Below are 26590 nucleotides of genomic sequence, written 5' to 3'. Positions count from 1 at the left end.
TCCATGAGCATGGAGTCCGCTCCCGACCGGGAGTCTTCAGCGCGCGCCGACCTGCTGTCCTCGCTGGCGTGGATAGCGTTCGGGGCCGGCGTGTTCGTGCTGTCCTGGCGCATGGACCGGCTGGAGAACCTGCACATCAACAAGTACGAGATCCCCGGCCTGGTGCCGGGCATGCTCGGGGCCGCGATCCTGCTGCTCGGCATCGTGCTGGCGCTGCGCTCCCTGCAGCGCGGGGCCCTGCGGCCCGAAGGCGCGTCGCAGCCGCGGCCGCCGGGCGAGCGCCGCTATCTCGCCATCGTGCTCGGGGCGATGGTCGCCTATCCGATCGTCCTGGTCGGCCACGGCGTCCCGTTCTGGCTGGCGACGCTGCTGTTCGTGGCGGCCTTCATCTTCTGCTTCGACCGCGGGCGGCAGCAGGGCCTGGGCCGCGGCAACGCGAAGCAGGCGGTGCTGGCGCTGGCGTACGGCGCGGCCACGAGTGCCGTGGTCACGCTCGTGTTCCAGGAAATCTTCTACGTGCGCCTGCCTTAAGGGCCTATGTTCCAGGGTCTCGTCGCCTTCGGCCATTCGCTGGCCGGCTTCCTCACACCGGTGTCCATCGCACTGGTGCTCGCGTCCACGCTGGTCGGCGTGATCATCGGCGCGCTGCCGGGCCTGACGGCCACGATGGGCGTGGCGCTGATGACGACGCTCACGCTCAAGTTGCCCTCGTCGCAGGCGCTGCTGGTGCTGATCTGCACCTACGTGGGCGCCATCTACGGCGGCAGCCGCAGCGCCATCCTGCTGAACATCCCGGGCACGCCGGCGTCCGCCGCGTCGTGCCTGGACGGCTATGCGCTCGCGCGCCAGGGCATGGCGGGCCGCGCGATGGGCATCGCCACCAGCGGCTCGGTGATGGGCACGCTGATCGGCATCTTCTTCCTCGCGCTGTTCACGCCGCTGCTGGGCGAGGTCGCGCTGAAGTTCGGTGCCTACGAGTTCTTCTGGCTGGCGGTGTTCGGCGTGATCATCTCCGCCACCCTCACCGGCGGCGACCCGCTCAAGGGATGGATCGCAGGCATGGCGGGCCTCTTCATCGCGACCATCGGGCAGGACGGCATCCATGCCTACGAGCGCTTCCACTTCGGCAGCCGCGACCTGGCCGGCGGTATCTCGCTGGTGCCGGCGCTCGTCGGGGCTTTCGGTTTCGCCGAGATCCTGGTGGCCATGCAGGAGAAGCGGCCGCCGGTGCAGGTGAGCGCTCTCGATTCCGTCATCCCCAAGATCCGCGACGTGTTGCGCTACTGGCGCACGATCATCCGCAGCGGCGTGATCGGCACCTTCGTCGGCATCGTCCCGGGGGTCGGCGAGGACGTCGCGGCCTGGTCCTCGTACGCGGCGGCCAAGCGCGCCAGCAAGGAGAAGGAACAGTTCGGCAAGGGCTCGGTGGAGGGCCTGATGGCGGCCGAGACCGGCGACAACGCCTGCGTGCCGGGCGCCATCATCCCGGTGCTCACGCTGCAGGTGCCCGGCTCCGCGCCGGCCGCCGTGCTGATGGCCGCCATGCTGATCCACGGCGTGAAGCCGGGCCCGATGATCATGATCGAGTCGCCCCAGTTCGTGTACGACATCGTCGCGATGATGATGCTGGCCACCATCGGCATCCTGATCTACGGGCTGACGCTGACGAAGTTCCTGGTGCAGGTGCTGCGCGTGCCCACCACCATCATCGTGCCGATGCTGCTGGTGCTGTGCACGATCGGCAGCTTCGCGCTGGCCTCCCGCCTGTTCGACATCTGGATCATGGTGGCGTTCGGCGTGATCGGCTTCCTGCTGCGCCGCTTCGGCTACCCGGTCGCGCCGCTGGTGCTGGGCATCGTGCTGGGCGACCTGCTGGAAAAGAACTTCCGCCGCGGCCTCGTGCTGTCCGACGGCGACCTCGCGCCCTTCTTCACGCGCCCGATCTGCGCCGTGCTGTTCGGCGCGATGGTGCTGATCGTCCTCTGGCGGCTGCCGTTGGTGCGGCGCCTGTTCACCCGCCGGCCGGCGCTGGGCTCCGCATGAAATTCGCCCTCTGCAACGAGGTCCTGCAGCCGCTGCCTTTCGCGCAGCAGTGCAGGCTGGCGGCGGACCTCGGCTATGACGGCCTCGAGGTCGCGCCGTTCACGCTGGCGGCCGAGCCGATGGCGATCACCGACACCGAAGCCGCAGGCTTCCGCCGGATCGCCGAAGACCACGGCCTGTCGGTCTTCGGCCTGCACTGGCTGCTGGTCGCGCCGGCGGGCCTGTCGATCGTGTCCGAGGACGCCGCGCTGCGCCGCCGCACCACCGGCGTCATGGTGCGGCTGGCGGAACTGTGCGCGGTGATGGGTGGCAACTATCTCGTGCACGGTTCGCCGAAGCAGCGCAGCGTCCCCGCCGGCAGCACGCCCACGCAGGCCTGGGACCGCGCGCGCGAATGCCTCGCGACCGCCGCCGCGGCGGCGGCGGAATGCGGCGTCACCTATTGCCTGGAGCCGCTGTCGCCGCGCGAGACCGACCTGTTCAACACCGTCGCCGATGCCGCCCGGATGGTCGACGAGGTGGACAACCCCGCCTTGCGCACCATGATCGACTGCAGCGCCGCCGGCCAGGCGGAGGGCGAGCCCGTGCACGCCCTGCTGGAGCGCTGGCTGCCGACGGGCATGGTCGGGCACGTGCAGGTGAATGACCCGAACCGCCGCGGGCCGGGGCAGGGGACGATGGACTTCGCGCCGATCCTTTCCGTCCTGGCGCGCATGGAGGCCGCCGGCCATTTCCCGGGCATCGTCGCGGTGGAACCCTTCGACTACGTGCCGGACGGCCCGGGCTGCGCCGCGCGGGCCATCGGCTACCTGCGCGGCATCGTGCAAGGACTGGAGCACCATGGCTGAAGCACCGCGCATCGCGCTGCGCGCGATCGAACTGTTCGAGCGGCCGGTGCGCCTGCGGATGCCGTTCCGCTTCGGCGTGGTCACGCTGACCGAGTGCCCGCAGGCCTTCGCGCGCGTGCAGGTCGCGCTGCCGGATGGCCGCGCTGCATGGGGCGCCGCGGCGGAGCTGATGGCCCCGAAGTGGTTCGACAAGGACCTGGCGCTCAGCAACGAGGACAACTTCGACCAGCTGCGGGACGTCCTGCGCATGGCGCGCGACGCCTACCGGTCCGATGCGCTGCCGGCCACCGCCTTCGGCCACTTCGCGCGCCACCACGATGCGCATGCGCGCGCGGCGGCCCAGCAGGGCTTCAATCCCCTGCTCGCCAGCTACGGCCCGGCGCTCCTCGATCGCGCCGTGCTTGACGCCCTGTGCCGCGCGCTCGGCATTTCCTTCTACGATGCGATGCGCGCCAACGTGCCGGGCCTCGGCGAAGCGCATCCGCAGTTCGCGGGCATCCCGTTCGACACCTTCCTCGCGGGGCTCGCACCGGCACTGCGCATCCACGCCCGGCATACGGTGGGACTCGTGGACGCGATCACGCGCGCCGACCAGCCCGAGCGCGTGGGCGACGGCCTGCCGGAGACGCTGGAGGAGGTGGTGCAGGCCTACGGCCACCGTTACTTCAAGCTGAAGGTCAGCGGCAAGGTGCCGGCCGACCTGGCGCGGCTGGAGGCGATCGCCTCCGTGCTCGATCGCGCCGATGCGCCGTACTTCGCCTCGCTGGACGGGAACGAGCAGTACGAGGACGCGGACGGCGTGCGCGAACTCGTGCAGGGCATCCGTTCACGCCCGGCGCTGCGCCGCTTGTGGGAGTCCATCCTCTTCATCGAGCAGCCGATCGCGCGCAAGCTCGCGCTGGACGTGGACCTGCGCGCCGCCGCGCTCGGCAAGCCGGTGATCGTCGACGAATCCGACGGCGAACTGGACAGCTTCGTGCAGGCACGGGCGCGCGGCTACGACGGCATCTCGTCGAAGACCTGCAAGGGCTTCTACAAGTCCGTCCTCAACGCGGCCCGCTGCCAGGCGTGGAACCGGGAGGAGGGCGCGGCACGTTACTTCATGTCCGCCGAGGACCTGACGACGCAGGCCGGGCTGTCGGTGCAGCAGGACCTGGCGCTGGTCAACCTGCTGGGCATTGCGCACGTCGAACGCAACGGCCACCACTACGTGGACGGGATGGCCGCGCTGCCCGCGGCGGAGCAGCAGGCCTTCCTCGACGCGCACCCCGACCTGTACGAGCGCAGCCACGGCGCCGTGCGACTGAGCATCCGCGGCGGCGAGATCGCGCTGGCGTCGCTGGGCGTGCCGGGGTTCGCGAGCGGTGCATTGCCCGACTTCGGGGCGATGCGGCCGCTCCAACGGCTTCAGCGCACGACCTGACTGGTCTGTGCGTCGACCTTCACTTCCTGCTTCTTGCCATCGGCCGCGTAGATCTCGACTTCGACCAGCATCCGGTCCTTCTGCTTCTTTACCTCGACTTCCTTGACGTTGCCGGGGTGGGCCGCGACGGCGGCCTGGATCGCGGCGACCAGCTGGGTCACCGGCAGGGTCTCGTCCTTGTCGGCGGCCCAGGCCGGCGAGCCCGCGGACAGGGCGAAGGCGATGCAGGATGCGGTGAACAGGGTCTTGCGCATGGGGTTCCTCCTGTGAAACCCCGATGCTCGCCGCGCGCGCCGTGCGCGGGCGCAGGATGCATCCGCTTCCGTCGTGCGACGGCTCCGACACGCGCGCGGGGCGTCACAGGAAGTAGAAGGCCGCCAGCGCGACCGCGGTCGGCACCAGCGCCCCGGCCAGCAGCCCGGCGGCCCCGATCGATTCGTCGGTGAAGCCGCGCTTCAGCAGCGCCACGCCCGCGGGGTTGGGCGCGTTGGCGATCACGGTGAGGCCGCCGCCCGCCACGGCGCCGGCGACCAGGCTGTACTTGGCCTCCTCCGAGATGCCCTGGATCAGCGATCCCAGGTAGGTCAGCGCCGCGTTGTCGGTGATGGCCGTCAGGGCCGCCGCGCCGGCGAAGAGCGCCCCCGGGGACATCGCCGCCACCAGCGGTTGCAGCCACCACTGCTGCATGCCGCCCAGCACCACGAGGCCGGCCAGGAAGAAGGCGACCAGCAGCGCCTCGCGCAGGATGGGCGGGCTCTGGTACTTCTCGTACGCCTGGGTGAACCCGAGGTACATCAGGAAGATCGCGAGGAAGGCGACGGCGTGGTGTGCCAGGAGCACGACGGCGGCCAGGAAGGCGAAGTGCACCAGGGCGACGGGCAGCGGCACGGCCTCCTGCCGCGGCTGCACGGGCGCGCCGTGCGGTGCCTGCAGGTACCTGCGCAGCAGGGCGACGGCGAGCGTCGCGTTGATGACCACGGCGATCGCCGCCTTCCAGCCGAAGGTCGCCAGCATGAAGGCGGAGTCCCAGCCCCACGTCGCCGCCACCATCAGGATCGGAGGGGCCGCGAACGAAGTCAGCGTGCCGCCGATCGAGACGTTCACGAACAGCACGCCCAGCGCGAAGTACTTGAGCCGCTCGGGAATGCCTGCGCGGAAGATCTGCGGCGCCAGCATGAGCGCGGCGATTGTCATGGCCGCCGGCTCGGTGATGAGGGACCCCACCAGGGGGATCGCCGCGAGACCCAGCCAGGCCGCCGCGAGCGGCGTCGCGACCGGAAGCATGCGGGCGAGCGCCTGCGTGATGCCGAAGACGCTCTGCAGGATGGGACGCGAGGCCGCCACCACCATCACCACGAACACGAACAGCGGTTCGGTGTACTGGCGCGACTCGGCGTACGCGAGCGCCTGCGGCCCGCCGCCGACCAGCGCCATCAGCAGCACCAGCACGATGGCCCAGAAGCCGAAGACGACCTCCACCTCGCCGAGCAGGTGGAAGAGTCCCGCGTGCCGCGGGAAGCGGTGCGAGAGCCGCTCGAACTGTTTCGAGGCGAAGGTGTGGACCAGGGCGATCGCGAAAAGGACCGCAGCGATGGATGGGATGAGAGGGGCGGGTGTGTCGGTCATGGCCGTGCGCAAGCCGCGCGGCGGCCCGACCAGCGCTGGAACCTGCCCGCCGCACCCGCGGCCGGACACCCAGCGCGGAGTCTAGCAGCGCTTGCGTGCGGCGCCGGCCGCGCGAGCCGCTATCCTGTCGGTGCCACCATGCCGAACCGACTGATCCGCTGCGAGGACATCGCCTCGCACCCCGACTTCCGCCACCTTCCCGCCTTGCCCGGCATCGCCGTCGACCTGCGCTACGCGGGCACCGACAACTTCGTCGGCCGCAACCTGTACGGTGCTCTGGACTGCGCGTGGCTGCATCGCCTGGCCGCCGAAGGGCTGGAGCGCGCGGCCGCGCTGCTGCAGCGGCGGGCGCCGGGCCATCGCCTGCTGGTGCTGGACGCGCTGCGGCCCCACCGCGTGCAGCTCCAGCTGTGGGACCACCTCGAGGGCACGGACCTGCGGCAGTACGTCGCCGACCCGGCGCGCGGATCCATCCACTCCTTCGGCATGGCGCTCGACGCGACGCTGCTCGGCCCGGACGGCCGCGAGGCCGACATGGGCACCGGCTACGACGAGATGACCGAGCTGTCCCACCCGCAGCACGAGCAGCGCTTCCTCGCCACCGGCGAGCTCTCGCCGGCGCAGCACCGCAACCGCCTGCTGCTGCGGGAGGTCCTGTTCGACAGCGGCTTCCAGGGCATCGCCAACGAGTGGTGGCACTTCGACATGCTGGACCGGCAGCTGGTGCGCGACACCTTCACGCGGGTGGAATGAGAAAGGGCCCCGCGGGGCCCTTGGTCATGGCGCGCGCGGGCGCTATTTCTTCGCCGGCCCGAACAGTTCGTCCATCTTCTTCTGCTCCTCTTCCTCGGAGCTGAGGCCCGGGGTGCCCGGAGGATTCGGGATGGCGGGCGTGGCGCCCGGGTCGGCCGTCCCCGGCTGCGCCGGCGTCGCCCCCGTGCCGAACGGATCGGCCTGCGGCGTGAAGGGGATGTCCGCCGGCATCTCGATCTTGACCTTGTCGAGGTCGATCACTTCCTTCTTGTCCTGCGAGACGATGCCGGGGAAGGCGATGATCAGGCCCACCATGAAGATCTGGATCAGCACGAAGGGCACGGCGCCCCAGTAGATCTGCCCGGTCGTGACGGGCGCGATCTGCTGGCGCGTGACCTTGTCGGTGTACGGCTTGTCCGGCGCGACGCTGCGCAGGTAGAACAGGGCGAAGCCGAAGGGCGGGTGCATGAACGAGGTCTGCATGTTCACCGCCAGCAGCACGCCGAACCACACCAGGTCGATGCCCAGCTTCTCCGCCACGGGCGCCAGCAGCGGCACCACGATGAAGGACAGCTCGAAGAAGTCCAGGAAGAAGGCCAGCACGAAGATCAGGATGTTCACCACGATCAGGAAGCCGAGCTGGCCGCCGGGCAGGCCCGACAGCAGGTGCTCCACCCAGCGCGGGCCGTCCACGCCCTGGAAGGTGAGGCCGAACACCGTGGCGCCGATCAGGATGAACACCACGAAGGACGACAGCTTGGTGGTGGTGGCCAGCGCCTGCTTCAGCAGCGCCAGCGACAGCCGCCGGCGCACCATGGCCATCGCGAAGGCGCCCAGCGCTCCCATCGCGCCGCCCTCCGTGGGCGTGGCGATGCCGAGGAAGATGGTGCCCAGCACCAGGAAGATCAGCAGCAGCGGCGGGATCAGCACGAAGGTCACGCGTTCGGCCATCCGCGACAGCAGGCCCAGGCGCGTCACCTTGTTGATGACGGCGATCACGAAGGCCAGCAGCACGCCGGCGCACAGCGACACCACGATGGTTTCGTCGGTCGCGACCGTGGTGACCGGAGTGCCCGTGACCCAGGTCAGGACGGCGGCATAGTTTTGCGCGAGGTATACCGCGGCGATCGTGCACAGGATCGAGAGCACCAGCAGGGAAGGCGTGCCGCTGCTGCCGCTCGGCTCGCGGTACACGCGGGCTTCCAGCGGCAGCGCCGGCGCGGCAGCGGGCCGGAAGATGGCCAGGCCGACGACGTAGAGCACGTACAGCCCGGTGAGGATGAACCCCGGCACGAAGGCGCCCTTGTACATGTCGCCCACGCTGCGACCGAGCTGGTCGGCCAGCACGATCAGCACCAGCGAAGGCGGGATGATCTGCGCCAGCGTGCCCGAAGCGGCGATCACGCCGGAGGCGAGCCGCCGGTCATAGCCGTAGCGCAGCATGATCGGCAGCGAGATCAGGCCCATGGAGATGACCGAGGCCGCGACCACGCCGGTCGTGGCCGCGAGCAGGGCGCCGACCAGGATCACGGCGATGGCCAGGCCGCCCCGCAGCGGGCCGAACAGCTGGCCGATCGTGTCCAGCAGGTCCTCGGCCATGCCGCTGCGTTCGAGGATCAGTCCCATCAGCGTGAAGAAGGGGATGGCCAGCAGCGTGTCGTTCTGCATGATGCCGAACAGCCGCAGCGGCAGCGCCTGCATCAGCGACTCGGGCAGCACGCCCATTTCGATGCCGACGACGGCGAAGAACAGGCCGCAAGCCCCCAGGCTGAAGGCGACGGGGAAGCCGAACAGCAGGAACACGATGAGCCCGACGAACATGATCGGGGCGAGGTTCTGCGCGATGAATTGCATCATGGGGGTGTCTCCTCCGGGCGCCCGTTCAGGCCTTGGCCGCGCGTTCGGCGGCTTCGGCCTGGCGGCGGATCTCCTCGGCGAGCTCCTCCTCCGGCGTCTTCGCCACGAGCTTCTGGGTCGGGTCCGGGATCAGGCCGCGCAGGAAGGCGATGCGCTTGATGAACTCCGACAGGCCCTGCAGCAGCAGCAGCGCGAAGCCGACCGGCATCATCAGGTACACCGGCCAGCGCACCAGGCCGCCCGCGTTGGACGACATCTCGCCCGAGCGCCAGCCTTGCAGGAAGAAGGGCACCGCGTAGTACAGGATCACGATGCACATCGGCGTGAGGAACAGCGCGAAGCCGATCACGTCGATCCAGATCTGCTTGCGCTTGGACAGCTTGCTGGAGATCACGTCGATCTTGACGTGCTCGCCGTTCAGGAGCGTGTAGCCCGCGGCCAGCAGGAAGGCGGCCGCGAACAGGTACCACTGCACCTCCAGGTAGGCGTTGGAGCTCATGTTGAACGCCTTGCGCACCACGGCATTGACGCCGCTGATGACCGTGGAGGCGAGAATGAGCCAGATCACCCAACGGCCGACGAAAGCGTTCAGCGCGTCGATGGCCCTCGAGAACTTCAGCAAGGTGCCCATGTTGTTTTCTCCGGAATTCGGCGGCAAGGGAACGGCCGATTGTCGGGTAGAGTAAGAAAGAAATTCTAGGAAGCCGCCTGCGGCCAACCTGACAGCATCGTGACGGTCGAGCTGCACCGCCATGCGTGTTTGTACCGGCTGGACGCCAGGCATCCTTCAGGTCATGTCCGCACTTCCCGTCGTCAACGACTCCTCCGACCTGCGCCGCGCCGGCCGCGATCGCCTGTCGCTGGCCCTGATGGATGCGCGCAACCACACGCTGCAGCTGCTCGCGCGCTTCGAGCAGGCCCTGGGGGCGCAGCTGCGCATGGCGCCGCTCCCGGGCGCGGTGCCGCCCCTCTGGCTGGCCGGCCACATCGCCTGGGTGGCCGAATACTGGATCGGCCGCAACCCGCAACGCGCGCTGGGCCCGCGCTGCCCGCCCGACGGCGTGCGGCTGGCGTCGGTCGACCCGCACGCGGACGGGTGGTTCGATCCCTTCCTGGTCGGGCCGGAGGAGCGCTGGTCGCTGCCGCTGCCGGAGGTGTCCGCCGTCCGCGCCTACCTGCTGGACACGCTGGAGACGACGCTGGAGCTGCTGGAGCACGCCAGCGACGACGACGACGGCCTGTACTTCTTCCGCATGGCGCTGTTCCACGAGGACCTGCGTGGCGAGGAACTCGTGACGCTCGCGCAGGCGCTGGGGCTGCAGCTCGGCCTGGCGTTGCCGCCGGGCGCCGCCGCGCGGGCGCCGCTGCTGCTGCCGGCGACGCAGTGGACGCTGGGGTGGGCCGAGCCGGGCTTCGCGCTGGACATCGAACGCGGGCACGAGCCCGTGCGGGTGCCCGAATTCGAGATCGACGCGCAGCCGGTGACCTGGTCGCAGTACGTGGAGTTCATCGACGACGGCGGCTACGACCGCTCGGAGCTGTGGCATCCCGAAGGCTGGGCCTGGCTGCAGCGGGAGGCGGAGCAGGAGGGCCGGCGCGGGCCCCGGCACGTGGAGCAGATCGGCGTGGCCAGCGGCGCGGTGCTGCAGACGGTGTTCGGCAAGGCGATGCGCATGGGCGGCAGCCAACCGGTGATGCACGCCAGCTGGTGGGAGGCCGATGCCTATGCGCGCTGGGCCGGGCGGCGCCTGCCGACCGAGGCGGAATGGGAGATCGCCGCGATGCAGGCGGGGCGGCGGGGTTTCCGCTGGGGCGACGTGCGTGAATGGACGGCCGGCACGCTGCGGCCCTTCGCCGGCTACACGCCCGACGCCTGGGGCGGGCACGCGGAACTCGACGCCCAGGCCCTCTTCGGCCAGGCGCGCGTGCAGCGCGGCGCTTCGTTCGCCGCGCGTTCGCGCATGCGGCACCCGCGGGCCCGCTGCTGGGCGCTGCCGCAGCGCGACGAAGGCTTCGTCGGCTTCAGGACCTGCGCGGCCTGAGGGGCCTCAGGCCCGCCGGGCCTTCCTCTTCGGCGGCAGGGTCCACCAGGGCAGTTCCTCGGTGAGGCTCAGGACTTCGCCGCTGCGCCACGGCACGTAGCCGGCCAGCGTGCGCAGCGCGTGCTGCCAGGCGTCACCCTGCAGCTGCGCGCGCAGCGCTGCCACCGGCGGCGCGTCGAGCGCGTCCTTCAGGCAGACCAGGAAGTAGTGCTCCTCCAGCAGCGGCACGAAGCCCAGGCCGCGTGCCTGCGCCGCGGCTTCGATGCCCAGGCCCGCATCCACGGCACCGGCCGCCACCGCCTGCGCCACCGCCGCGTGCGAAGGTTCGACGTGGTCGTAGCCGTTCAGGTGCTGCGGGCCCAATCCGTCGCGCGCCAGCAGCTCGTCGCACAGCAGCCGCGTGCCGCTGCCCAGTGCGCGGTTGGCGAAGCGGGCGCCGCGGAACGCCGCCTCGCGCAGCGAGCCCAGGCGCAGCGGGTTGCCCGCGGCGACGATCAGGCCCTGGGTGCGCTGGGCGAAGCCGATCAGCTTGTGCCGGCCGGGCTCCAGCAGCGGCTGGTAGCTGCGCCGCGTCTCGGCGCCGAAACCCGGCTGCAGGCAGGCGTGGAAGCCGGCCAGGGTGCAGCGGCCTTCGTTCAGCGCCGCGATCGCATCGACGCTGCCGCAGAAGCGGATGTCCAGGTGCAGGCGCGCCTGGTCGACCGCGAAGCCGCGCAGCAGCGTGAGTCCCTCGTCGTGGCTGGCGAACAGGGCCAGGACCTGCGCCTCGGGATCGAAGGCGCCGGCAAAAGCGCGCTCCAGGTCGGCCTGCAGCGCCTCGATCTGCGGCGCGAGCCGCGCCTGCGCCTGGCGCTCGGCCCACAGCAGCTTCTCGCCCAGCGGCGACAGGCGCGCGCGCTGGCCCTTCTCCCACAGGATCAGGGGCTGCCCGAGCTCCCCCTCCCAGCGCTTGAGCTCGCCCCACACGTGCCGGTACGACAGGCCCAGCGCCGCGGCCGCCTTCGAGATGGAGCCCTGTTCCTGCACCGCGTGCAGCAGGTCCATGAGCGCATTGCGGATCCAGCCGCCGGGCTTGCGGGCGGCGAAGGCATAGGAGAGCTCCACCTTGCGCATGGCGGCAGTATGCGGCAAGGGCCGGCGGCCGTTATGCATGGCGCTTCATAGCTCGCAAGCCCCGAGCGCGGCGCGCGCGGACGCGTGCCATAGTCGCGGCCGACATGGGCACCTTCACCGACAGCGCCACCACCGCCTTCACGCTGATCGCCTCCGCCGACCCGGTGCTGTGGTCCATCGTGGCGCGCTCTCTGTCGGTCAGCGCCAGCGCGACGCTGGTCGCATGCGCCCTCGGCGTGCTGCTCGGTGCCTGGCTCGGCGTGGCGCGGTTCCGCGGCCGCGGTGCCATCCTCACGGTCCTCAACACCTTCCTCGCGCTACCTTCCGTGGTGGTGGGCCTGGTCATCTACCTGCTGCTGTCGCGGTCCGGGCCGCTCGGCTTCCTCGGCTGGCTGTTCTCCTTCCAGGCCATGGTGCTGGCGCAGGCGGTGCTGGTGCTGCCGGTGTGCACCGCGCTCACCCGCCAGGTGGTGGAGGACGTCGAGCGGTCGCACGGCGAACAGCTGCAGTCGCTGGGCGCCGGCACGGTGCTGCGCAGCGCACTGCTCGTCTTCGACCAGCGCTTCGCGCTGCTCACCGTGCTGATCGCCTGCTTCGGCCGCGCCATCTCGGAGGTCGGCGCCGTGATGATCGTGGGCGGCAACATCGACGGCTTCACGCGCGTGATGACGACGGCCATCGCGCTGGAAACGTCCAAGGGCGACCTCGCGCTGGCGCTGGCGCTCGGCATCGTGCTGCTGGCGGTCGTGCTGCTGCTCAATGCGGGCATCGCCCTGCTGGCGCGCTGGCGCGCGACCCTGGGCGATCGGCCGCTGCCGCTGGAAGGAAGCGTGGCATGAGCGCGCTGCTGCAGCTGAAGAACGTGGGCGTGCGCTTCGGCGCGGTGCAGGCGCTCAGCCAGGTGGACCTGCGCATCGCGCCGGGCGAGCGTGTCGCGCTGATCGGCGCCAACGGCAGCGGCAAGAGCACGCTGCTGCGCGTGCTGCACGGCCTGGTGAAGCCGGCGGCGGGTTCGCTGCTGCGTGACCCGTCCACGCGCCAGGCCATGCTGTTCCAGCGCCCCTTCATGCTGGCGACCACCGCGCAGAACAACGTGGCGCTCGGCCTGTGGATCCGCGGCGCGCGCTGGCGCGATGCGCGTGCGCAGGCCCTGCCGGCCCTGGCCCGCGTCGGCCTGCTCGAACAGGCCGGGCGCAACGCACGCGCGCTCTCCGGCGGCCAGCAGCAGCGCCTGGCGCTCGCACGCGCCTGGGGCCTGCAGCCGGCGATGCTGCTGCTCGACGAGCCCACCTCCAGCCTGGACCCGCATGCCAAGCGCGAAGTGGAGCACCTGATGGAGGCGTTCGCCGCCGGCGGCATGACCCTGGTGTTCGCGAGCCACAACCTCGGGCAGGTCAAGCGCATCGCCACCCGCGTGGTCTACCTGGAGCAGGGACGCGTGCTGGCCGACCTGCCGGTGCGCGAATTCTTCGAAGGGCCGCTGGGCGCGACCTCGCGCGAGGCCGATCTATTCGTCAGGGGAGAACTGGGATGAAGCTGAAGCAACTGTTCGTGGCCGCAGCGGCGGCCGCGCAATTCGCCTGCGCGGGCGCCGCCCTGGCGCAGGCCGCGATCACGATGGCGTCGACGACATCGACGGAGCAGTCGGGCCTGTTCGGCCACCTGCTGCCGGAGTTCCGGAAAGCGACGGGCATCGACGTGAAGGTGGTGGCCGTCGGCACCGGCCAGGCCATCGACATGGCGCGGCGCGGCGATGCCGACGTGCTGTTCGTGCACGACCAGGCCGCCGAGGAGAAGTTCGTGGCCGACGGCTTCGCGGCGCGCCGCCATCCCGTCATGTACAACGACTTCGTCGTGGTCGGGCCGAAGGGCGACCACGCCGGGGCACGCGGCAAGGACATCGTCGAGGCGCTGAAGAAGGTTTCCGCCGCGCATGCACCTTTCGTCTCGCGCGGCGACAAGAGCGGCACCCACGCGGCCGAACTGCGCTACTGGAACCAGGCCGGGCTGGCCGGCGCGAAGGGCAGCGGCTACCGGGAATGCGGCTGCGGGATGGGTCCGGCCTTGAACATCGCCGCTTCCAGCAACGGCTACGCCTTGACCGACCGCGGCACCTGGCTGTCGTTCCGCAACCGCGGCGACCTGGTGGTGCTGGTGGAAGGGGACACGCGGCTGTTCAACCAGTACGGCGTGATGGCCGTCAGCCCGGCCCGGCACCCGCACGTGAAGGCGAAGGAGGCGCAGCAGTTCGTGGACTGGATCGTCTCCCCGGCCGGCCAGGCGGCCATCGCCGCCTACAAGGTGGGCGGCGAGCCGCTGTTCTTCCCCAACGCGGGGCGCTGACGCACCACGGGGTGGCGGCGCCAGTGTCGTGATCGCCACGGATCGGCCCGGCCGGGGCGGGGGGAGGCCCCCGGCGCCCCTAAACTCCCCCCATGGTGTCGCCGGTGCGGAGCTTTGCCCGCCTTTTCCTCGTCCTCGCGTGGCTGTTGCCCATCCTGGCGGCGGCGTCGACCGAGGCCGCCCCACGGGCGCAGCGCGGCGTCATCGTCCTGCCCGCTGGCCTGACGCAGCCGTCCGGCCTGCAGGGCGACTGGGGCTTCAGCTGGGGCGAGTTCGTCGATCCGGCGTGGCAGCAACTCCCCAGCAATGCCTTCGCCCCCGTTCCCTCCAGCTGGAACGACATCAGCGCCGACGGCAAGCCGCCGGGCGAGAACGGCTGGGGCAGCTACATGCTGCGGGTGGACTGCCCCGCGGGGGAGCAGCTGGCGGTGGAGGCGGTGGGGCAGCGGACCGCCTCCCGCCTGTTCGTCAACGGCGAACTGGTGGCGGCTCACGGCGAGCCCGGGCCGACGAAGGCGAAGAGCCACGCGGCGATCCACACGCGCATCCCCATCAGCCGCGAGTTCGCCTGTCCCCTGCGCATCACGCTGCACGTGTCGAACTTCGAGCACCGCGCGGGCGGCTTCGTGCGTCCGATCCGGGTGGGCCCCGCGGACCTGCTGTCCCGCGTCCGGGAGTCGCGCATCATCTCGCAGGCCGCCCTGCTGGCGACCTACCTCCTGACGGCGGCGGTCGCGCTGCTGTTCTTCGCGGTCCGCCGCCGCGAACGCACGCCGCTGGTCTACGGACTGTTCTGCGTGGCGATGGCGGTCTACACCGACGTCATCGGCGAGCGGCTGCTGTTGCGGGGCCTGCCGCCGCAGCTGGCCTGGGGGCCGTACATGTGGGTCGAGTACCTGTCGTGGCTGGCCGCGATGGGGCTGTTCCTGCTGACCCTGCGCGGGCTGTTCCCGGCGGAGATCCACCGCCGCGTCGCGCAGGTGGTGCTGGGCACGCTCACGCTCGCTGGCGTGGCGGTGCTGCTGCTGCCGCCCTCGGTGTACTCCTACCTGGCGCTGCCCGGCCAGGCCGCCGCCGTCGTCGTGGCGCTCTACATGGCCGCGGCCATGGTCAAGGCGAACCGGCGCTCGCCCTTCGACGCGCGGGTGCTGCTGGCGGGCATGCTCGCGATCCTGGTCACTTTCGTCATCGACCTGCTGCTGATCGACACGCCCGGGCCGGACCGCAAGTTCGCGCCCTTCGGGTTCGCGCTGTTCCTGCTGTCGCCCGCCGTGGTGATCGCGCGCCGCCTGAGCCGCGCGCTCACGGCGGAAGAGCGCGGCCGCACGCTGGAGGAGAACGCCCGGCTGCGCGAGGACGTCGAACGCATCTCGCGCCACGACCTGAAGACGCCGCTGAACAGCATCCTGGGCGTGACCTTCCTGCTGCGCGAGGACCCGCGGCTGGACGCCGAGCAGCGGGAACTGGTGGGCGTGCTGCAGCGCGCCGGTTTCCGCATGCTGGAGATGGTCAACCTCTCGCTGGGGCTGTTCCGCATGGAGACGGGCACCTACGAGTTCAGCCCGCAGGCGGTGGACCTGCGCGAACTGGTCAAGCGCGTGCTGGTCGACCTGCATCCGGCCGCCGACGGCGCCGCCGTGACCTTGCACCTGCGCGGCTCCGAGGCGGGACCGGTGCGCGTGCGCGCCGAGGAACTGCTTTGCTACTCCATCGTGGCGAACCTGGTGAAGAACGCGGTGGAGGCCACCGACCGCGGCGGCCAGGTCACCCTGGAGCTGCGCGACGGCGACCCGGTGGTGCTCACCATCCACAACACCCGCGAGGTCCCGCCCGACATCGCCGCCCGCTTCTTCGAGAAATACGTGACGCGCGGCAAGGTCGGAGGCACCGGGCTCGGCACCTATTCGGCGCGGTTGATGGCCCGGGCGCAGCAGGGCGACCTGCACATGCGCACGAGCGCCGCCGAGGGCACCACGCTGACCCTCACGCTGCGGCCCCTGCGGGATGCGCTGCCGGTGCCGCTCGCCCAGGACGCGCCGCGCGTCTCCGCGGCCGAGGCGGTGGCCGGGCTGCCGCCGCGCCAGGTGCTGCTGGTGGACGACGACGAGTACCTGCGCCTGGTCATCCGGCGCTTCCTGCCGAGCCCGCCGTTCCACGTGGAGACGGCGCCCAATGGCCTGGTGGCCACCGAGATGATGGAGACGCGCTGGCCCGACTACCTCCTGTGCGACATGGAGATGCCGCTGAAGGACGGCCTGGAGACGGTGCGCTGGGTGCGTGCGAAGGAGGAGGCCGAGGGCCGGCCGCGCTGCCGCATCGTGATGATGTCCGGCAACGACGACCCCGCCACCGCCGCGCGCACCCGTGCCGCGGGGGCCGACCGCTTCCTGCCCAAGCCGGTGAGCCGCGAACTGCTGCTGGCCACCGTCCGCTCGCTGGAGGCCGGTGAAGCGGCGCCCGCCCTCCCGTCCGCGATCATCGGCTCGACGCCGGTCTGGGACGAGAAGCCCAGCTGGCTCGAGGACGAACCGGAACCCGCTACGGCGCCCGCCCCGGCCGCGGTTCCGGTCCCGGCTCCGGCCCGCAGCGCCCTTCCCGAACTCACCAGCACGCCGGCCGACGAGCTGGTGACCATCGACCCGGAGTGGATGGAGGTCTTCCCCGGCTTCGTGCGCACGCAGCGGGACACCGTGGAGGCGATCGCCGCCGCGCTCGCCGAGGGCAAGCGCGAGGACGTGAAGTTCCTCGCGCACCGCGCGGCCGGCGGGTTGGCGACCATGGGCCTGCACTGGGCCGCGCAGCACAGCCGCTTCCTGGAGCGGCGCGCGCTCGACGCCGCGCCGGAAGACCTGCAGCTGCGCATCACGGCGCTGCGCGAGCACCTCGCGCGCGTGCGCATCCAGCCGGCTTCGTCCTAGGCCACCAGCGCCGCGGACTTCACCTGCGCCCAGAGCCGCGCGCCGGGCTGCACGTGCAGCGCGTCCGCAGCCCGCGCCGTGATCCGCGACAGCAACAGCGACCCGCCGCAGGCCAGCTGCACCACCGACTGCGACGGGTGCGCGCCGGCGGCGACGGCCCGCACCTCGCACGGCAGCACGTTCTGGATGCTGCTGCCTTCCGGCGGCCGCAGCGCCAGGCTCACGTCACGGGCCAGCACGCGCACGCGCACGGCCTGGCCTTCGCGCAGGCCGGTGTCCGCCAGCCACAGCGATCCGCCGTCGAAGGACACGCGGGCGAGCTGCCAGCGCGCGTCGCGCTCGGCCACGACCGCGTGCAGCAGGGCGCCGGCCTCCTCGCCGGGCACGCCGGCGTCGTCGATGCGCGCCAGCGTCTCGGCCAGGGGGCCGGCGGCGCGCACGCCTCCGCCCTCGAGCAGCACGAGATGGTCGGCCAGCCGCGCCACCTCGTCGCCGGAGTGCGTGACGTACAGCATGGGGATGCGCAGTTCGTCGCGCAGCCGTTCCAGCCACGGCAGGATCTCGCGGCGCCGCGCGGCATCGAGCGCCGCCAGCGGCTCGTCGAGCAGCAGCAGGCGCGGCCCGGTCGCCAGTGCCCGCGCGATGGCGACGCGCTGGCGCTCGCCGCCGGACAGCGAAGCCGGCGCGCGATCGAGCAGCCCCGCGATGCCCAGCAGTTCCAGCAGCGGCTCCAGCGGCGTCGGCGCCGCCGAGCGCTTGCGCGCGAACGCCAGGTTGCCGCGCACGTCGAGATGGTCGAACAGGCTGGCTTCCTGGAAGACGTAGCCCAGCGCGCGGCGATGCGTCGGCACGAAGCGTCCTGTGGCGGCGTCCTGCCAGGTCTCGCCGGCGACCACGATGCGGGCGTCGGCCGCGGGCTCCAGCCCCGCGACGCAGCGCAGCAGCGTGGTCTTGCCCGAACCGGAAGCGCCGAACACCGCGGTGATGCCCGCGGCGGGCAGGCGCAGGTCGACGTCGAGGACGAAGCCGGGCCGCGGCAGGCGCACGCGCAGTTCCAGCGGCGCGTTCATCCGAGCACCCGCGCGCTGCGGCGGTTCAGGCGCGCCAGCGCCAGCAGCACGATGAACGAGAAGGCCAGCATGCCGGCCGACAGCCAGTGCGCCGAGGTGTAGTCGAGCGCCTCGACGTGGCCGTAGATCTGCGTGGAGACCACGCGCGTGCGCTCGGGGATGTTGCCGCCGATCATCAGCACCACGCCGAACTCGCCCACGGTGTGCGCGAACGACAGCACCGCCGCCTGCACGACGCCGCCGCGCGACAGCGGCAGCACCACGTGGAAGAAGGTGTCCAGCGGGCCGGCCCGCAGCGTCGCGGCGGCTTCCAGCGGGCGCCGCCCCACCGCCTCGAAGGCGTTCTGCAGCGGCTGCACGGCGAAGGGCAGCGAGTAGAGGATCGATCCGAGCAGCAGTCCGCCGAAGGTGAAGGGCAGCAGCCCCAGGCCCAGCGCCTGCGTCAGCTGCCCGCCCCATCCCTGCGGCCCCAGCGCCACCAGCAGGTAGAAGCCCAGCACGGTCGGGGGCAGCACCAGCGGCAAGGCCACCACGGCCGCCACGGGGGCGCGCCAGCGCGAGACGGTCTGCGACAGCCACCAGGCGAGCGGCGCGGCGATCAGCAGCAGGAGGACGGTCGTTGCCGTCGCCAGCAGGAAGGTGAGCCGGATCGCCTGCAGGTCGCCGGCGCTCATCAGATCCCGTAGCCGCCGTGGCGCAGGATGGCGCGGGCGGCGTTGCCGCGCAGGTAGACCAGGAAGGCCGTGGCCGCGGGGTTGGCGGCCCCGGCCTTCAGCAGCACGGCGTCCTGCTGGATGGGCGCATGCAGGCGGGCCGGCACGATCCAGCCGGAGCCGCGCGCGATGAGGCCGTTCTCCGCCACCTGCGACAGGGCGACGAAGCCCAGCCCCGCGTTGCCGCTGGCGACGAACTGGTGCGCCTGCGCGATGCTCTCGCCGGTGACCAGGTGCGGTTCCCAGCGTGCCAGCAGTTGCAGGTTCTGCAGCGTTTCCATCGCCGCGGCGCCATAGGGCGCCACGCGCGGGTTGGCGATCGCCAGCTTGGTCACCGCGCCGTTGCGCAGGACGTCGCCGCGCGGGTCGACCACGCCTTCGCGCGCGCTCCACAGCACGAGCCGGCCGAGGGCATAGGTGAATTGCGTGCCGCTGACGGCCAGGCCTTCTTCCACCAGCCGGCTGGGGGTCGCCGCGTCCGCCGACAGCAGCACCTCGAAGGGCGCGCCGTTGCGCACCTGCGTGTGCAGCTTGCCGGTGGAGCCGAGCGCGACGATGGCACGGTGGCCGGTGTCGCGCGCGAACGCGGCGGCGATGCGGTCCATGACCGGGCCGAGGTTGGCGGCGGCGGCGACCTGCACCTCGCCGGCACGGGCGGTGCAGGCGGCCAGGATCGCGAGGCAGAAGGCGAGGGCGCGGAACATCAGGGGCGGGTCGGGCGTGGCCGCCAGTATAGGAACAAGCCCGCCTACTTCTTCTGCGCCAGCTTCCGGTACACCGTGGCGCGGCTGATGCCGAGGGCGCGCGCCGCCTCCATCACGTTGCCGCGCGCATCGTCCACCGCCTTGCGGATCAGCGCGATCTCGACGTCGCGCAAGGGCAGGCGCGAAGCCCGCGCGCTGCCGGCCGCCTGCGCCACCGCCAGCAGGCGCAGCCCCGACCACAAAGGCAGTTCGACCGGCCCATGGTCGCTGCCGTGCGCGAGGTCGAACAGCGGCTCCCAGGGCTGCGCGAACAGTTCGCTGCAATGCACCGGCTGCGCCTGCGCCTGCGCCAGCGTCGCCACCATCTCGCGGGCCGCGCTGTTGGTCGCGGCCACCCAGCCGTCCGCGTCCAGGCAGACGAGGCCGTCGCCCTCGTCGCCCAGCATGCGGCCCGGCCAGTTCAGGCGCAGCACCAGCCGGTGCGGCCGCCCGAGCGCCAGGGCGTTCTCGATGCTGCGCGCCGACTGCGCGACCAGGTGCTTCAGTTCGGGGCGTTCGGCGGCGTCGATGCCGGTCAGGTCCAGCATGCCGACGCAGCGGCCGTCCGGGCCGAACAGCGGTGCCCCCGCGCAGCTGTAGCAGCCGGTGTCGTGGAAGAAGTGTTCGCCGCGGTGCAGCCACACCGGGTGCAGCTCGGCCAGCGCGGCGCCGATGGCGGTGGTGCCCACGCTGCGTTCGGAGAGGTCGACGCCCACCCGCGTGATCAGGGCCGCCCGGCGGTCCTGCGCGTCGATCGGGCCGTGCGCATCGACGACCACGCCTTCGTTGTTGGTGAGGATCGCGAAGTAGCGCGTGCTCGCGATCGCACGGCTGAGCTGTTCGAGCACGGGGCGCGCCGCTTCGACCAGTTGCCGGTTCGCCTCGCGCACGCGGCGCATCCGCTGTTCCGGCACGACGTCGAAGGCGACCGGCCGCTCGGGCCGCTGGCCGGCCTCCAGGCAGCGGCGCCAGGAGCGCTGGATCCACGCGCCGTCGTACCAGCCCGGCACCAGCACATCCGTGGCCACGCGGCCTTCCTCCATCACGGCCTGCCGCGCCCGCGCGATCTGCAGCAGGCGGCCGGCGGTGGAGGCAGCGGCGGCGTCGGTCATGGGCGCTCCTTGCAACGGGTGCGCAGCGCGCGATGCACTGCGGCGGGCCATTGTTCCATTTTGAGAATTTCCCCCGGCAGCTTACGCCTTCCTAGGGTTTCGCCTAGGGATGGCCCCGCGGTCGAATCCAACAATGGCCTTCCCCCAGGCCACCCCCAGGAGACACGAGACATGCTGGTCCAACTCAAGGTCAACGGCAGGCCGTCGCAGGTCGACGTCGCGCCGAACACGCTGCTGGTCACGGCGATCCGCGAACAGCTGCGCCTGACGGGCACCCACGTGGGCTGCGACACCGCGCAATGCGGCGCCTGCACGGTCATCGTCAACGGGCGCGCCATCAAGTCCTGCAACACGCTGGCCGTCCAGCACCCCGGCGCCGAGATCACCACCATCGAGGGACTGGCCGCGCCGGACGGCACGATGCACCCGATGCAGGCGGCCTTCAAGGAGTGCCATGGCCTGCAATGCGGCTTCTGCACGCCCGGCATGGTGATGAGCGCCGTCGACCTGTGCAAGCGCACGCCGAATGCCAGCGACGCGCAGATCCGCGAGCAGCTCGAAGGCAACATCTGCCGCTGCACGGGCTACCAGAACATCGTCAAGGCGGTGCAGCAGGGCATGGCGGCGACGGCCGCCGCCCCTGTCGGCCGCTGACCGGGAGGACGCCATGGGTGCCAACGAATCGTTCGCCAAGCTGCCGCACATCGGCGAGTCCGTGCGCCGCAAGGAAGACCTGCGCTTCCTCACCGGCGCCGGCCAGTACACCGACGACATCAACCTGCCCCACCAGCGCTACGCCGCCTTCGTGCGTTCGCCGCACGCGCATGCGGCGATCCGCCGCATCGACACCCTGCGCGCCGCCGCGATGCCCGGGGTGGTGCGCGTGTTCACCGGCCAGGACATCGAAGGCAAGATGAACGGTCTGCCGTGCGGCTGGCTGATCACCAGCACCGACGGCACCCCGATGAAGGAGCCGCCGCACCCGGTGCTGGCGCAGGGGAAGGTGCGCTACGTCGGCGACCACGTCGCCATGGTCGTCGCCGACACGCAGCAGCAGGCCCGCGACGCCGCCGAGGCGGTGGACGTCGAGTACGAGATCCTGCCGGCGGTGGTGGACGTGCGCGATGCCGCGAAGGCGGCGGCGCTGCACGACATCGCGCCGGACAACCGCTGCTACAAGTGGGCGATCGGCGACAAGGCCCAGGTCGACGCCGTGTTCGCCAGGGCCGCCCACGTGACGAAGCTGGACCTCACCAACAACCGGCTGGTCCCCAACGCGCTGGAGCCGCGCGCCGCCATCGGCGCGTACAACCGCGCGAACGACGAGTACACGCTCTACGTCGCCAACCAGAACCCGCACGTCGAACGGCTGTTGATGACGGCCTTCGTGCTGGGCCTGCCGGAACACAAGGTGCGCGTGATCGCACCGGACGTCGGCGGCGGCTTCGGCTCCAAGATCTTCCTGTACGCCGAGGACGTCGCGCTGACCTGGGCCGCGAAGCAGCTGAACTGCGCGGTGAAGTGGACGGCCGACCGCAGCGAGGCCTTCCTCTCCGACGCGCACGGCCGCGACCACGTGAGCCACGCCGAGATGGCCATGGACAGCCAGGGCAAGTTCCTCGCGTTGCGGGTGCACACCGACGCCAACCTGGGCGCCTACCTCTCCACCTTCTCCACGGCGGTACCGACCATCCTGTACGCCACCCTGCTGGCGGGCCAGTACACGACGCCGCAGATCTACGTGGAGGTGGATGCCTGGTTCACCAACACCGCGCCCGTCGACGCCTACCGCGGCGCGGGCCGGCCGGAAGCGACCTACCTGCTGGAGCGGCTGGTCACGCGCTGCGCCTGGGACATGGGGCTGCCGCAGGACGAGATCCGCGAACGCAACATGATCACGGCCTTCCCCTACCAGACGCCGGTCGCGCTGCAATACGACACCGGCGACTACCTGGCGGCCATGTTCAAGGCGAACGCGCTGGCGGACGTCAAGGGCTTCGAGCAGCGCCGCAAGGCCAGCGAGGCGAAGGGCCTCAGGCGCGGGCTGGGGTACAGCAGCTACATCGAGGCCTGCGGCATCGCACCCTCGAACATCGCCGGGGCGCTGGGCGCGCGGGCGGGCCTGTTCGAATGCGGCGAGATCCGCGTGCACCCGACCGGCAGCGTGACGGTGTTCACCGGCTCCCACAGCCATGGCCAGGGCCACGAGACCACCTTCGCGCAGGTCGTGGCCGCGCGCCTGGGCATCCCGGTCGAGAACGTCGACGTGGTGCACGGGGACACCGGCCGCGTGCCCTTCGGCATGGGCACCTACGGCTCGCGCTCGATCAGCGTGGGCGGCGCCGCGATCATGAAGGCGCTGGACAAGATCGAGACCAAGGCGAAGAAGATCGCCGCGCACCTGATGGAGTCCGGCGAGGGCGACGTCGAGTTCAGCGACGGCGAATTCCGCATCAAGGGCACCGACCGGAAGGTGACCTTCGGCCAGGTGGCCCTGACGGCCTACGTGCCGCACAACTACCCGCTGGACAAGCTGGAGCCGGGCCTGAACGAGACCGCCTTCTACGACCCGACCAATTTCACCTTCCCGGCCGGCACCTACATCTGCGAGGTGGAGGTCGACCCGCAGACCGGCGTGGTCAAGATCGACCGCTTCACCGCGGTGGACGACTTCGGCACCATCATCAACCCGATGATCGTCGAGGGGCAGGTGCACGGCGGGCTGGTGCAGGGCATCGGCCAGGCCCTGATGGAGAACTGCGTGTACGACAGGGAGAGCGGGCAGCTGCTGACCGGCTCGTTCATGGACTACGCCATGCCGCGTGCCGACGACATGCCGACGTTCACGCTCGACACCATCTGCACGCCCTGCACGCACAACCCGCTGGGCACCAAGGGCTGCGGCGAGGCCGGTGCGATCGGGTCGCCGCCCGCGGTGATCAACGCCGTGCTCGACGCGCTGAAGGACCTGGGCGTGAAGGACCTCGACATGCCCGCGAGCCCCTCGCGCGTGTGGGAAGCCATCCAGGCCGCGAAGCCCTGAGACGAGGAGACGAACATGTACGACTTCACCTTCCAGCGCCCCTCGTCCCTGGCCGACGCCACGCGCGCGGCGCAGGCCGGCGGCGCCAAGCTGCTCGCGGGCGGCCAGACGCTGCTGGCTTCCATGAAGCTGCGGCTGGCCAACCCGGAGACGCTGGTCGACCTCGGCGCCATCCCCGAACTCGCCGGCGTGCGCCGCGAGGGCGACCGCCTCGTGATCGGCGCGATGACGCGGCATGCCGACGTCGCGGCCCATGCCGACGTGCGCAGCGCGCTGCCGGCGCTGGCGGAGCTCGCCGGCGGCATCGGCGACCGCCAGGTGCGGGCCATGGGCACCCTCGGCGGTTCGGTGGCCAACAACGACCCGGCCGCGTGCTATCCGGCGGCGGTGCTGGCGCTGGACGGCACGGTGCACACGACGCAGCGCAAGATCACGGCCGACGACTTCTTCCAGGGCCTGTTCACGACGGCGCTCCAGGAAGGCGAGCTGGTGACGGCCGTGAGCTTCCCCCTGGCGAAGCGCGCCGCCTACATCAAGTTCAAGCAGCCCGCGTCGCGCTTCGCGCTGATCGGCGTGTTCGTCGCGCAGACCGACGGCGGCGTGCGCGTCGCCGTCACCGGCGGCGGCAACGGCGTCTTCCGTCACACGGGCCTGGAGCAGGCGCTCACGCGCAGCTTCACGCCCGAGGCGGCGGCCGCGGTGAAGGTCGATCCGTCCACCTTGTCGAGCGACCTGCATGCCAGCGCAGCCTACCGCGCGAACCTGGTGTCCGTGCTGACGCAGCGCGCGGTGGCGAAGGCGCTGGGCACCTGATGGGGCGCCGGGCGCGGGCCCGGCGTGCCATGATTCCCCGATGCCTCCTGCCTCCATCGACGCCCTCCAGGCCGCCCTGCAGTCCGCGGGCTATTTCGCCGAGCGCCGGCTCGCGACCGCCGTCTACCTGGCGCTGAAGCTGCAGCGGCCGCTGCTGCTCGAAGGCGAGCCGGGCGTCGGCAAGACGGAACTCGCGAAGGCGCTGGCCGTGGCGCTGCAGCGCATCCTGCTGCGGCTGCAGTGCTACGACGGCCTGGAGCTGCGCGAAGCCCTCTACGAGTGGAACTACGCCGCGCAGCTGCTGCACATGCGGGCCGCGGAGGGCAAGGAGAGCACCGACCAGATCGAGCGCGAGGTCTACCAGGACCGCTACCTGATCCGCCGGCCGCTGCTGCAGGCGCTGCAGGCGCCCGAGCCCGGTGCGGTGCTGCTGATCGACGAGGTCGACCGGGCGGACGAACCCTTCGAGGCCTTCCTGCTCGAGTACCTCGGCGAGTACCAGGTCAGCATCCCGGAGATCGGCACCATCCGCGCGCGGGCCACGCCGGTCACCATCCTCACCAGCAACCGGACGCGCGAACTGAACGACGCCGTCAAGCGGCGCTGCCTGTACCACTGGCTGGACTATCCGGAACGCGAGCGCGAGCTGTCCATCGTGCGCGCCCGGGTGCCGGAGGCGAGCGAGTCGCTGTCGCGGCAGGTTGCCGCCTTCGTCGGCCGGCTGCGCAGCCAGCCCTTCGCCAATGCCTTCCAGCGGGCGCCCGGCATCGCCGAGAGCGTGGAGTGGGCCAAGGCGCTGGTCGCGCTCGACACGCTGGCCCTCGACCCGGAGATCGTCACCGACACCGCCGGCATCCTGTTCAAGCAGCGCGACGACGTCAACGCCCTCACGCGCGAGCTCGCGGCCGACCTGCTCAAGCCCGAGCCGGAAGCCGCCTGAGCCGATGGCCACGCTGGGCGATGCGCGCGCCGGCAAGCTGGCCGACAACATCGCCGGCTTCGGCCGCGCGTTGCGGCGCGCCGGACTGCGGGTGGACAGCGCCCGCATCGCGCTGGCGCAGGAAGCCGCGCAGCTCGTCGGCGTGACGCCGAAGGAAGATTTCGCCGCGGCGCTCGAGTCGGTGCTGGTCAGCCGCGAGCAGGAACGCGCCGTGTTCCGCGAGCTGTTCGACGCGTTCTTCCGCGATCCGGAGATGGCGCACAAGCTGCTGGCGCAGATGCTGCCCTCCGCGCAGGGCGAGCGCGACGCGCGCAAGCGGCGGCCGCGCGTGAGCGAGGCGCTGGCGCCGCAACGCCGCTTCGGCGGCGCGCCTAAGCCGCCGGACCGGGAGGTGGACTTCGACGCGGCCATGACCGCCAGCGACGTGGCGCGCCTGCACCGGGCGGACTTCAACGCATTGACGGCTTCCGAGTTCCACCTGGTGGAGCGGCTGGCGCGCGACATCGCGCTGCCGGTGCCGCACATCGAGATGCGCCGGATGCAGCCGGGCCTGCGCGGTCCGCGGCTGCACTGGGGGCGGTCGATGCGGCAGTCGGCGCAGACCGGCGGCGAACTGCTGGTGCTGCGCCGCATGCAGCGCACCCGCCAGCCGCTGCCGCTGCTCGTGCTGGTCGACGTGTCCGGGTCGATGGAGCGTTATGCGCGGCTGCTGCTCGCCTTCCTGCACGCGGCCACGCGGGCGCACCGGCGCCGCGACGCGTTCGCCTTCGGCACCGCGCTGACGGACCTGACGCCGGCGTTCCGCATCGCGGACACCGATGCGATGCTGGCCGCGGCCGGCAAGGCGATCGCGGACTATGCCGGCGGCACGCGGCTGGGCGAATCGCTCACGACACTGCGGCGGGAGCACGCGCGACGGCTGGTGGGCCGCCGCACGCTGGTGCTCGTGATCAGCGACGGTCTCGACACCGGCGAACCGCAGGAACTCGCGCGCGAACTCGAGTGGCTGACGCACCGCTGTCGCCGGCTGCTCTGGCTCAACCCGCTCCTGCGCTTCGAAGGCTATGCTCCGCTGGCACGCGGTGCGGCGGTGCTGCACCGGCATGCGCACGCGATGCTGGCGGTGCACAACCTGGAAAAGCTCCAGGACCTCGCTCGCAGCCTCGCCGATCTGCTCGACAGTTAGAACG

At 71.4% G+C, this 26590-nt stretch carries 24 protein-coding genes; 15 read left to right on the top strand and 9 right to left on the bottom strand.

What is annotated here, in order from left to right; genetic code table 11:
- The first annotated feature begins 3 nt into the window (after nucleotides 1–3).
- The 4 genes from IM787_RS20620 to IM787_RS20605 are packed head-to-tail and all read left to right on the top strand — an operon-like array spanning nucleotide 4 to nucleotide 4314.
- The gene (locus IM787_RS20620) at nucleotides 4–531 is read left to right on the top strand and encodes a tripartite tricarboxylate transporter TctB family protein (RefSeq protein WP_193678604.1); all 528 of its coding nucleotides are present in this window, start codon (nucleotides 4–6) and stop codon (nucleotides 529–531) included.
- Nucleotides 532–537: 6 nt separating this feature from the next.
- Nucleotides 538–2043 carry a tripartite tricarboxylate transporter permease gene (locus IM787_RS20615; protein WP_193678603.1) on the top strand — a complete coding sequence of 502 codons (1506 nt, stop codon included), beginning with the start codon at nucleotides 538–540 and terminating at the stop codon, nucleotides 2041–2043.
- On the top strand, nucleotides 2040–2891 hold the full coding sequence (locus tag IM787_RS20610) for a sugar phosphate isomerase/epimerase family protein (protein WP_193678602.1): 852 nt from the start codon (nucleotides 2040–2042) through the stop codon (nucleotides 2889–2891). The genes IM787_RS20615 and IM787_RS20610 overlap by 4 nt, the downstream gene beginning before the upstream one ends.
- Nucleotides 2884–4314, top strand: coding sequence for an enolase C-terminal domain-like protein (locus IM787_RS20605; RefSeq protein WP_193678601.1), 1431 nt, complete (start codon nucleotides 2884–2886; stop codon nucleotides 4312–4314). The genes IM787_RS20610 and IM787_RS20605 overlap by 8 nt, the downstream gene beginning before the upstream one ends.
- On the opposite strand, the gene IM787_RS20600 is transcribed toward IM787_RS20605, so the two are convergent.
- Nucleotides 4299–4568 (bottom strand): PepSY domain-containing protein, encoded by a 270-nt coding sequence (locus IM787_RS20600; protein ID WP_193678600.1) that lies wholly within the window; start codon nucleotides 4566–4568, stop codon nucleotides 4299–4301. The two genes, IM787_RS20605 and IM787_RS20600, sit on opposite strands and share 16 nt — an antisense overlap.
- A gap of 103 nt (nucleotides 4569–4671) precedes the next feature.
- A complete protein-coding gene (locus tag IM787_RS20595) occupies nucleotides 4672–5940 on the bottom strand; it encodes a putative Na+/H+ antiporter (protein ID WP_193678599.1) in 1269 nt (422 codons plus the stop codon).
- Nucleotides 5941–6078: 138 nt separating this feature from the next.
- On the opposite strand from IM787_RS20595, the gene IM787_RS20590 reads away from it, so the two are divergent.
- Entirely contained in the window at nucleotides 6079–6693 is a 615-nt protein-coding gene (locus IM787_RS20590) for a M15 family metallopeptidase (protein WP_193678598.1), read from the top strand.
- A gap of 42 nt (nucleotides 6694–6735) precedes the next feature.
- On the opposite strand, the gene IM787_RS20585 is transcribed toward IM787_RS20590, so the two are convergent.
- Both IM787_RS20585 and IM787_RS20580 read right to left on the bottom strand, forming a co-directional pair.
- The gene (locus IM787_RS20585) at nucleotides 6736–8547 is read right to left on the bottom strand and encodes a TRAP transporter large permease (RefSeq protein WP_193678757.1); all 1812 of its coding nucleotides are present in this window, start codon (nucleotides 8545–8547) and stop codon (nucleotides 6736–6738) included.
- 28 nt (nucleotides 8548–8575) lie between these two features.
- A complete protein-coding gene (locus tag IM787_RS20580; protein WP_193678597.1) occupies nucleotides 8576–9181 on the bottom strand; it encodes a TRAP transporter small permease subunit in 606 nt (201 codons plus the stop codon).
- A gap of 163 nt (nucleotides 9182–9344) precedes the next feature.
- Here IM787_RS20580 and IM787_RS20575 point away from each other — a divergent pair, with 163 nt between their 5' ends.
- A complete protein-coding gene (locus IM787_RS20575) occupies nucleotides 9345–10592 on the top strand; it encodes an SUMF1/EgtB/PvdO family nonheme iron enzyme (RefSeq protein WP_193678596.1) in 1248 nt (415 codons plus the stop codon).
- A gap of 6 nt (nucleotides 10593–10598) precedes the next feature.
- Here the strand turns inward: IM787_RS20575 and IM787_RS20570 are convergent, their stop codons facing one another.
- The gene (locus IM787_RS20570; RefSeq protein WP_193678595.1) at nucleotides 10599–11705 is read right to left on the bottom strand and encodes a substrate-binding domain-containing protein; all 1107 of its coding nucleotides are present in this window, start codon (nucleotides 11703–11705) and stop codon (nucleotides 10599–10601) included.
- 104 nt (nucleotides 11706–11809) lie between these two features.
- Between IM787_RS20570 and IM787_RS20565 the strand changes: the two genes are divergently transcribed.
- From IM787_RS20565 to IM787_RS20550, 4 genes are all read left to right on the top strand, one after another.
- Nucleotides 11810–12544: an ABC transporter permease gene (locus IM787_RS20565; protein WP_193678594.1), complete on the top strand. Its 735-nt coding sequence runs from the start codon at nucleotides 11810–11812 to the stop codon at nucleotides 12542–12544.
- Nucleotides 12541–13239 carry an ABC transporter ATP-binding protein gene (locus IM787_RS20560; protein WP_193678593.1) on the top strand — a complete coding sequence of 233 codons (699 nt, stop codon included), beginning with the start codon at nucleotides 12541–12543 and terminating at the stop codon, nucleotides 13237–13239. The genes IM787_RS20565 and IM787_RS20560 overlap by 4 nt, the downstream gene beginning before the upstream one ends.
- Entirely contained in the window at nucleotides 13236–14048 is an 813-nt protein-coding gene (locus tag IM787_RS20555; RefSeq protein ID WP_227494537.1) for an ABC transporter substrate-binding protein, read from the top strand. The genes IM787_RS20560 and IM787_RS20555 overlap by 4 nt, the downstream gene beginning before the upstream one ends.
- 92 nt (nucleotides 14049–14140) lie before the next feature.
- Nucleotides 14141–16966 (top strand): response regulator, encoded by a 2826-nt coding sequence (locus IM787_RS20550; protein WP_193678592.1) that lies wholly within the window; start codon nucleotides 14141–14143, stop codon nucleotides 16964–16966.
- Here IM787_RS20550 and modC read toward each other — a convergent pair.
- Genes modC through IM787_RS20530 form a run of 4 tightly spaced genes read right to left on the bottom strand, consistent with a single transcriptional unit; the run spans nucleotide 16963 to nucleotide 20604 of the window.
- Entirely contained in the window at nucleotides 16963–18036 is a 1074-nt protein-coding gene (gene modC, locus IM787_RS20545; RefSeq protein WP_193678591.1) for a molybdenum ABC transporter ATP-binding protein, read from the bottom strand. The two genes, IM787_RS20550 and modC, sit on opposite strands and share 4 nt — an antisense overlap.
- Complete coding sequence (modB, locus tag IM787_RS20540; protein ID WP_193678590.1) at nucleotides 18033–18710, bottom strand: molybdate ABC transporter permease subunit; 678 nt, start codon at nucleotides 18708–18710, stop codon at nucleotides 18033–18035. Before modB ends, modC begins: the two co-directional genes overlap by 4 nt.
- The gene (gene modA / locus IM787_RS20535; protein WP_193678589.1) at nucleotides 18710–19453 is read right to left on the bottom strand and encodes a molybdate ABC transporter substrate-binding protein; all 744 of its coding nucleotides are present in this window, start codon (nucleotides 19451–19453) and stop codon (nucleotides 18710–18712) included. The genes modB and modA overlap by 1 nt, the downstream gene beginning before the upstream one ends.
- 44 nt (nucleotides 19454–19497) lie before the next feature.
- Nucleotides 19498–20604: a sigma-54-dependent Fis family transcriptional regulator gene (locus IM787_RS20530; protein ID WP_193678588.1), complete on the bottom strand. Its 1107-nt coding sequence runs from the start codon at nucleotides 20602–20604 to the stop codon at nucleotides 19498–19500.
- Between the two features lie 171 nt (nucleotides 20605–20775).
- On the opposite strand from IM787_RS20530, the gene IM787_RS20525 reads away from it, so the two are divergent.
- The 5 genes from IM787_RS20525 to IM787_RS20505 are packed head-to-tail and all read left to right on the top strand — an operon-like array spanning nucleotide 20776 to nucleotide 26586.
- Complete coding sequence (locus tag IM787_RS20525) at nucleotides 20776–21258, top strand: (2Fe-2S)-binding protein (protein ID WP_193678587.1); 483 nt, start codon at nucleotides 20776–20778, stop codon at nucleotides 21256–21258.
- Nucleotides 21259–21271: 13 nt separating this feature from the next.
- Nucleotides 21272–23647, top strand: coding sequence for a xanthine dehydrogenase family protein molybdopterin-binding subunit (locus IM787_RS20520; RefSeq protein WP_193678586.1), 2376 nt, complete (start codon nucleotides 21272–21274; stop codon nucleotides 23645–23647).
- A 15-nt stretch (nucleotides 23648–23662) separates the two neighbouring features.
- Nucleotides 23663–24460: an FAD binding domain-containing protein gene (locus IM787_RS20515; RefSeq protein ID WP_193678585.1), complete on the top strand. Its 798-nt coding sequence runs from the start codon at nucleotides 23663–23665 to the stop codon at nucleotides 24458–24460.
- Between the two features lie 40 nt (nucleotides 24461–24500).
- The gene (locus IM787_RS20510; protein ID WP_193678584.1) at nucleotides 24501–25400 is read left to right on the top strand and encodes an AAA family ATPase; all 900 of its coding nucleotides are present in this window, start codon (nucleotides 24501–24503) and stop codon (nucleotides 25398–25400) included.
- Between the two features lie 4 nt (nucleotides 25401–25404).
- The gene (locus IM787_RS20505; RefSeq protein WP_193678583.1) at nucleotides 25405–26586 is read left to right on the top strand and encodes a vWA domain-containing protein; all 1182 of its coding nucleotides are present in this window, start codon (nucleotides 25405–25407) and stop codon (nucleotides 26584–26586) included.
- Nucleotides 26587–26590: the final 4 nt, after the last annotated feature.

Source organism: Ramlibacter pallidus (assembly GCF_015070875.1).
GTDB lineage: Bacteria > Pseudomonadota > Gammaproteobacteria > Burkholderiales > Burkholderiaceae_C > Ramlibacter > Ramlibacter pallidus.
This window is presented reverse-complemented; position numbering and strand designations above follow the sequence as displayed.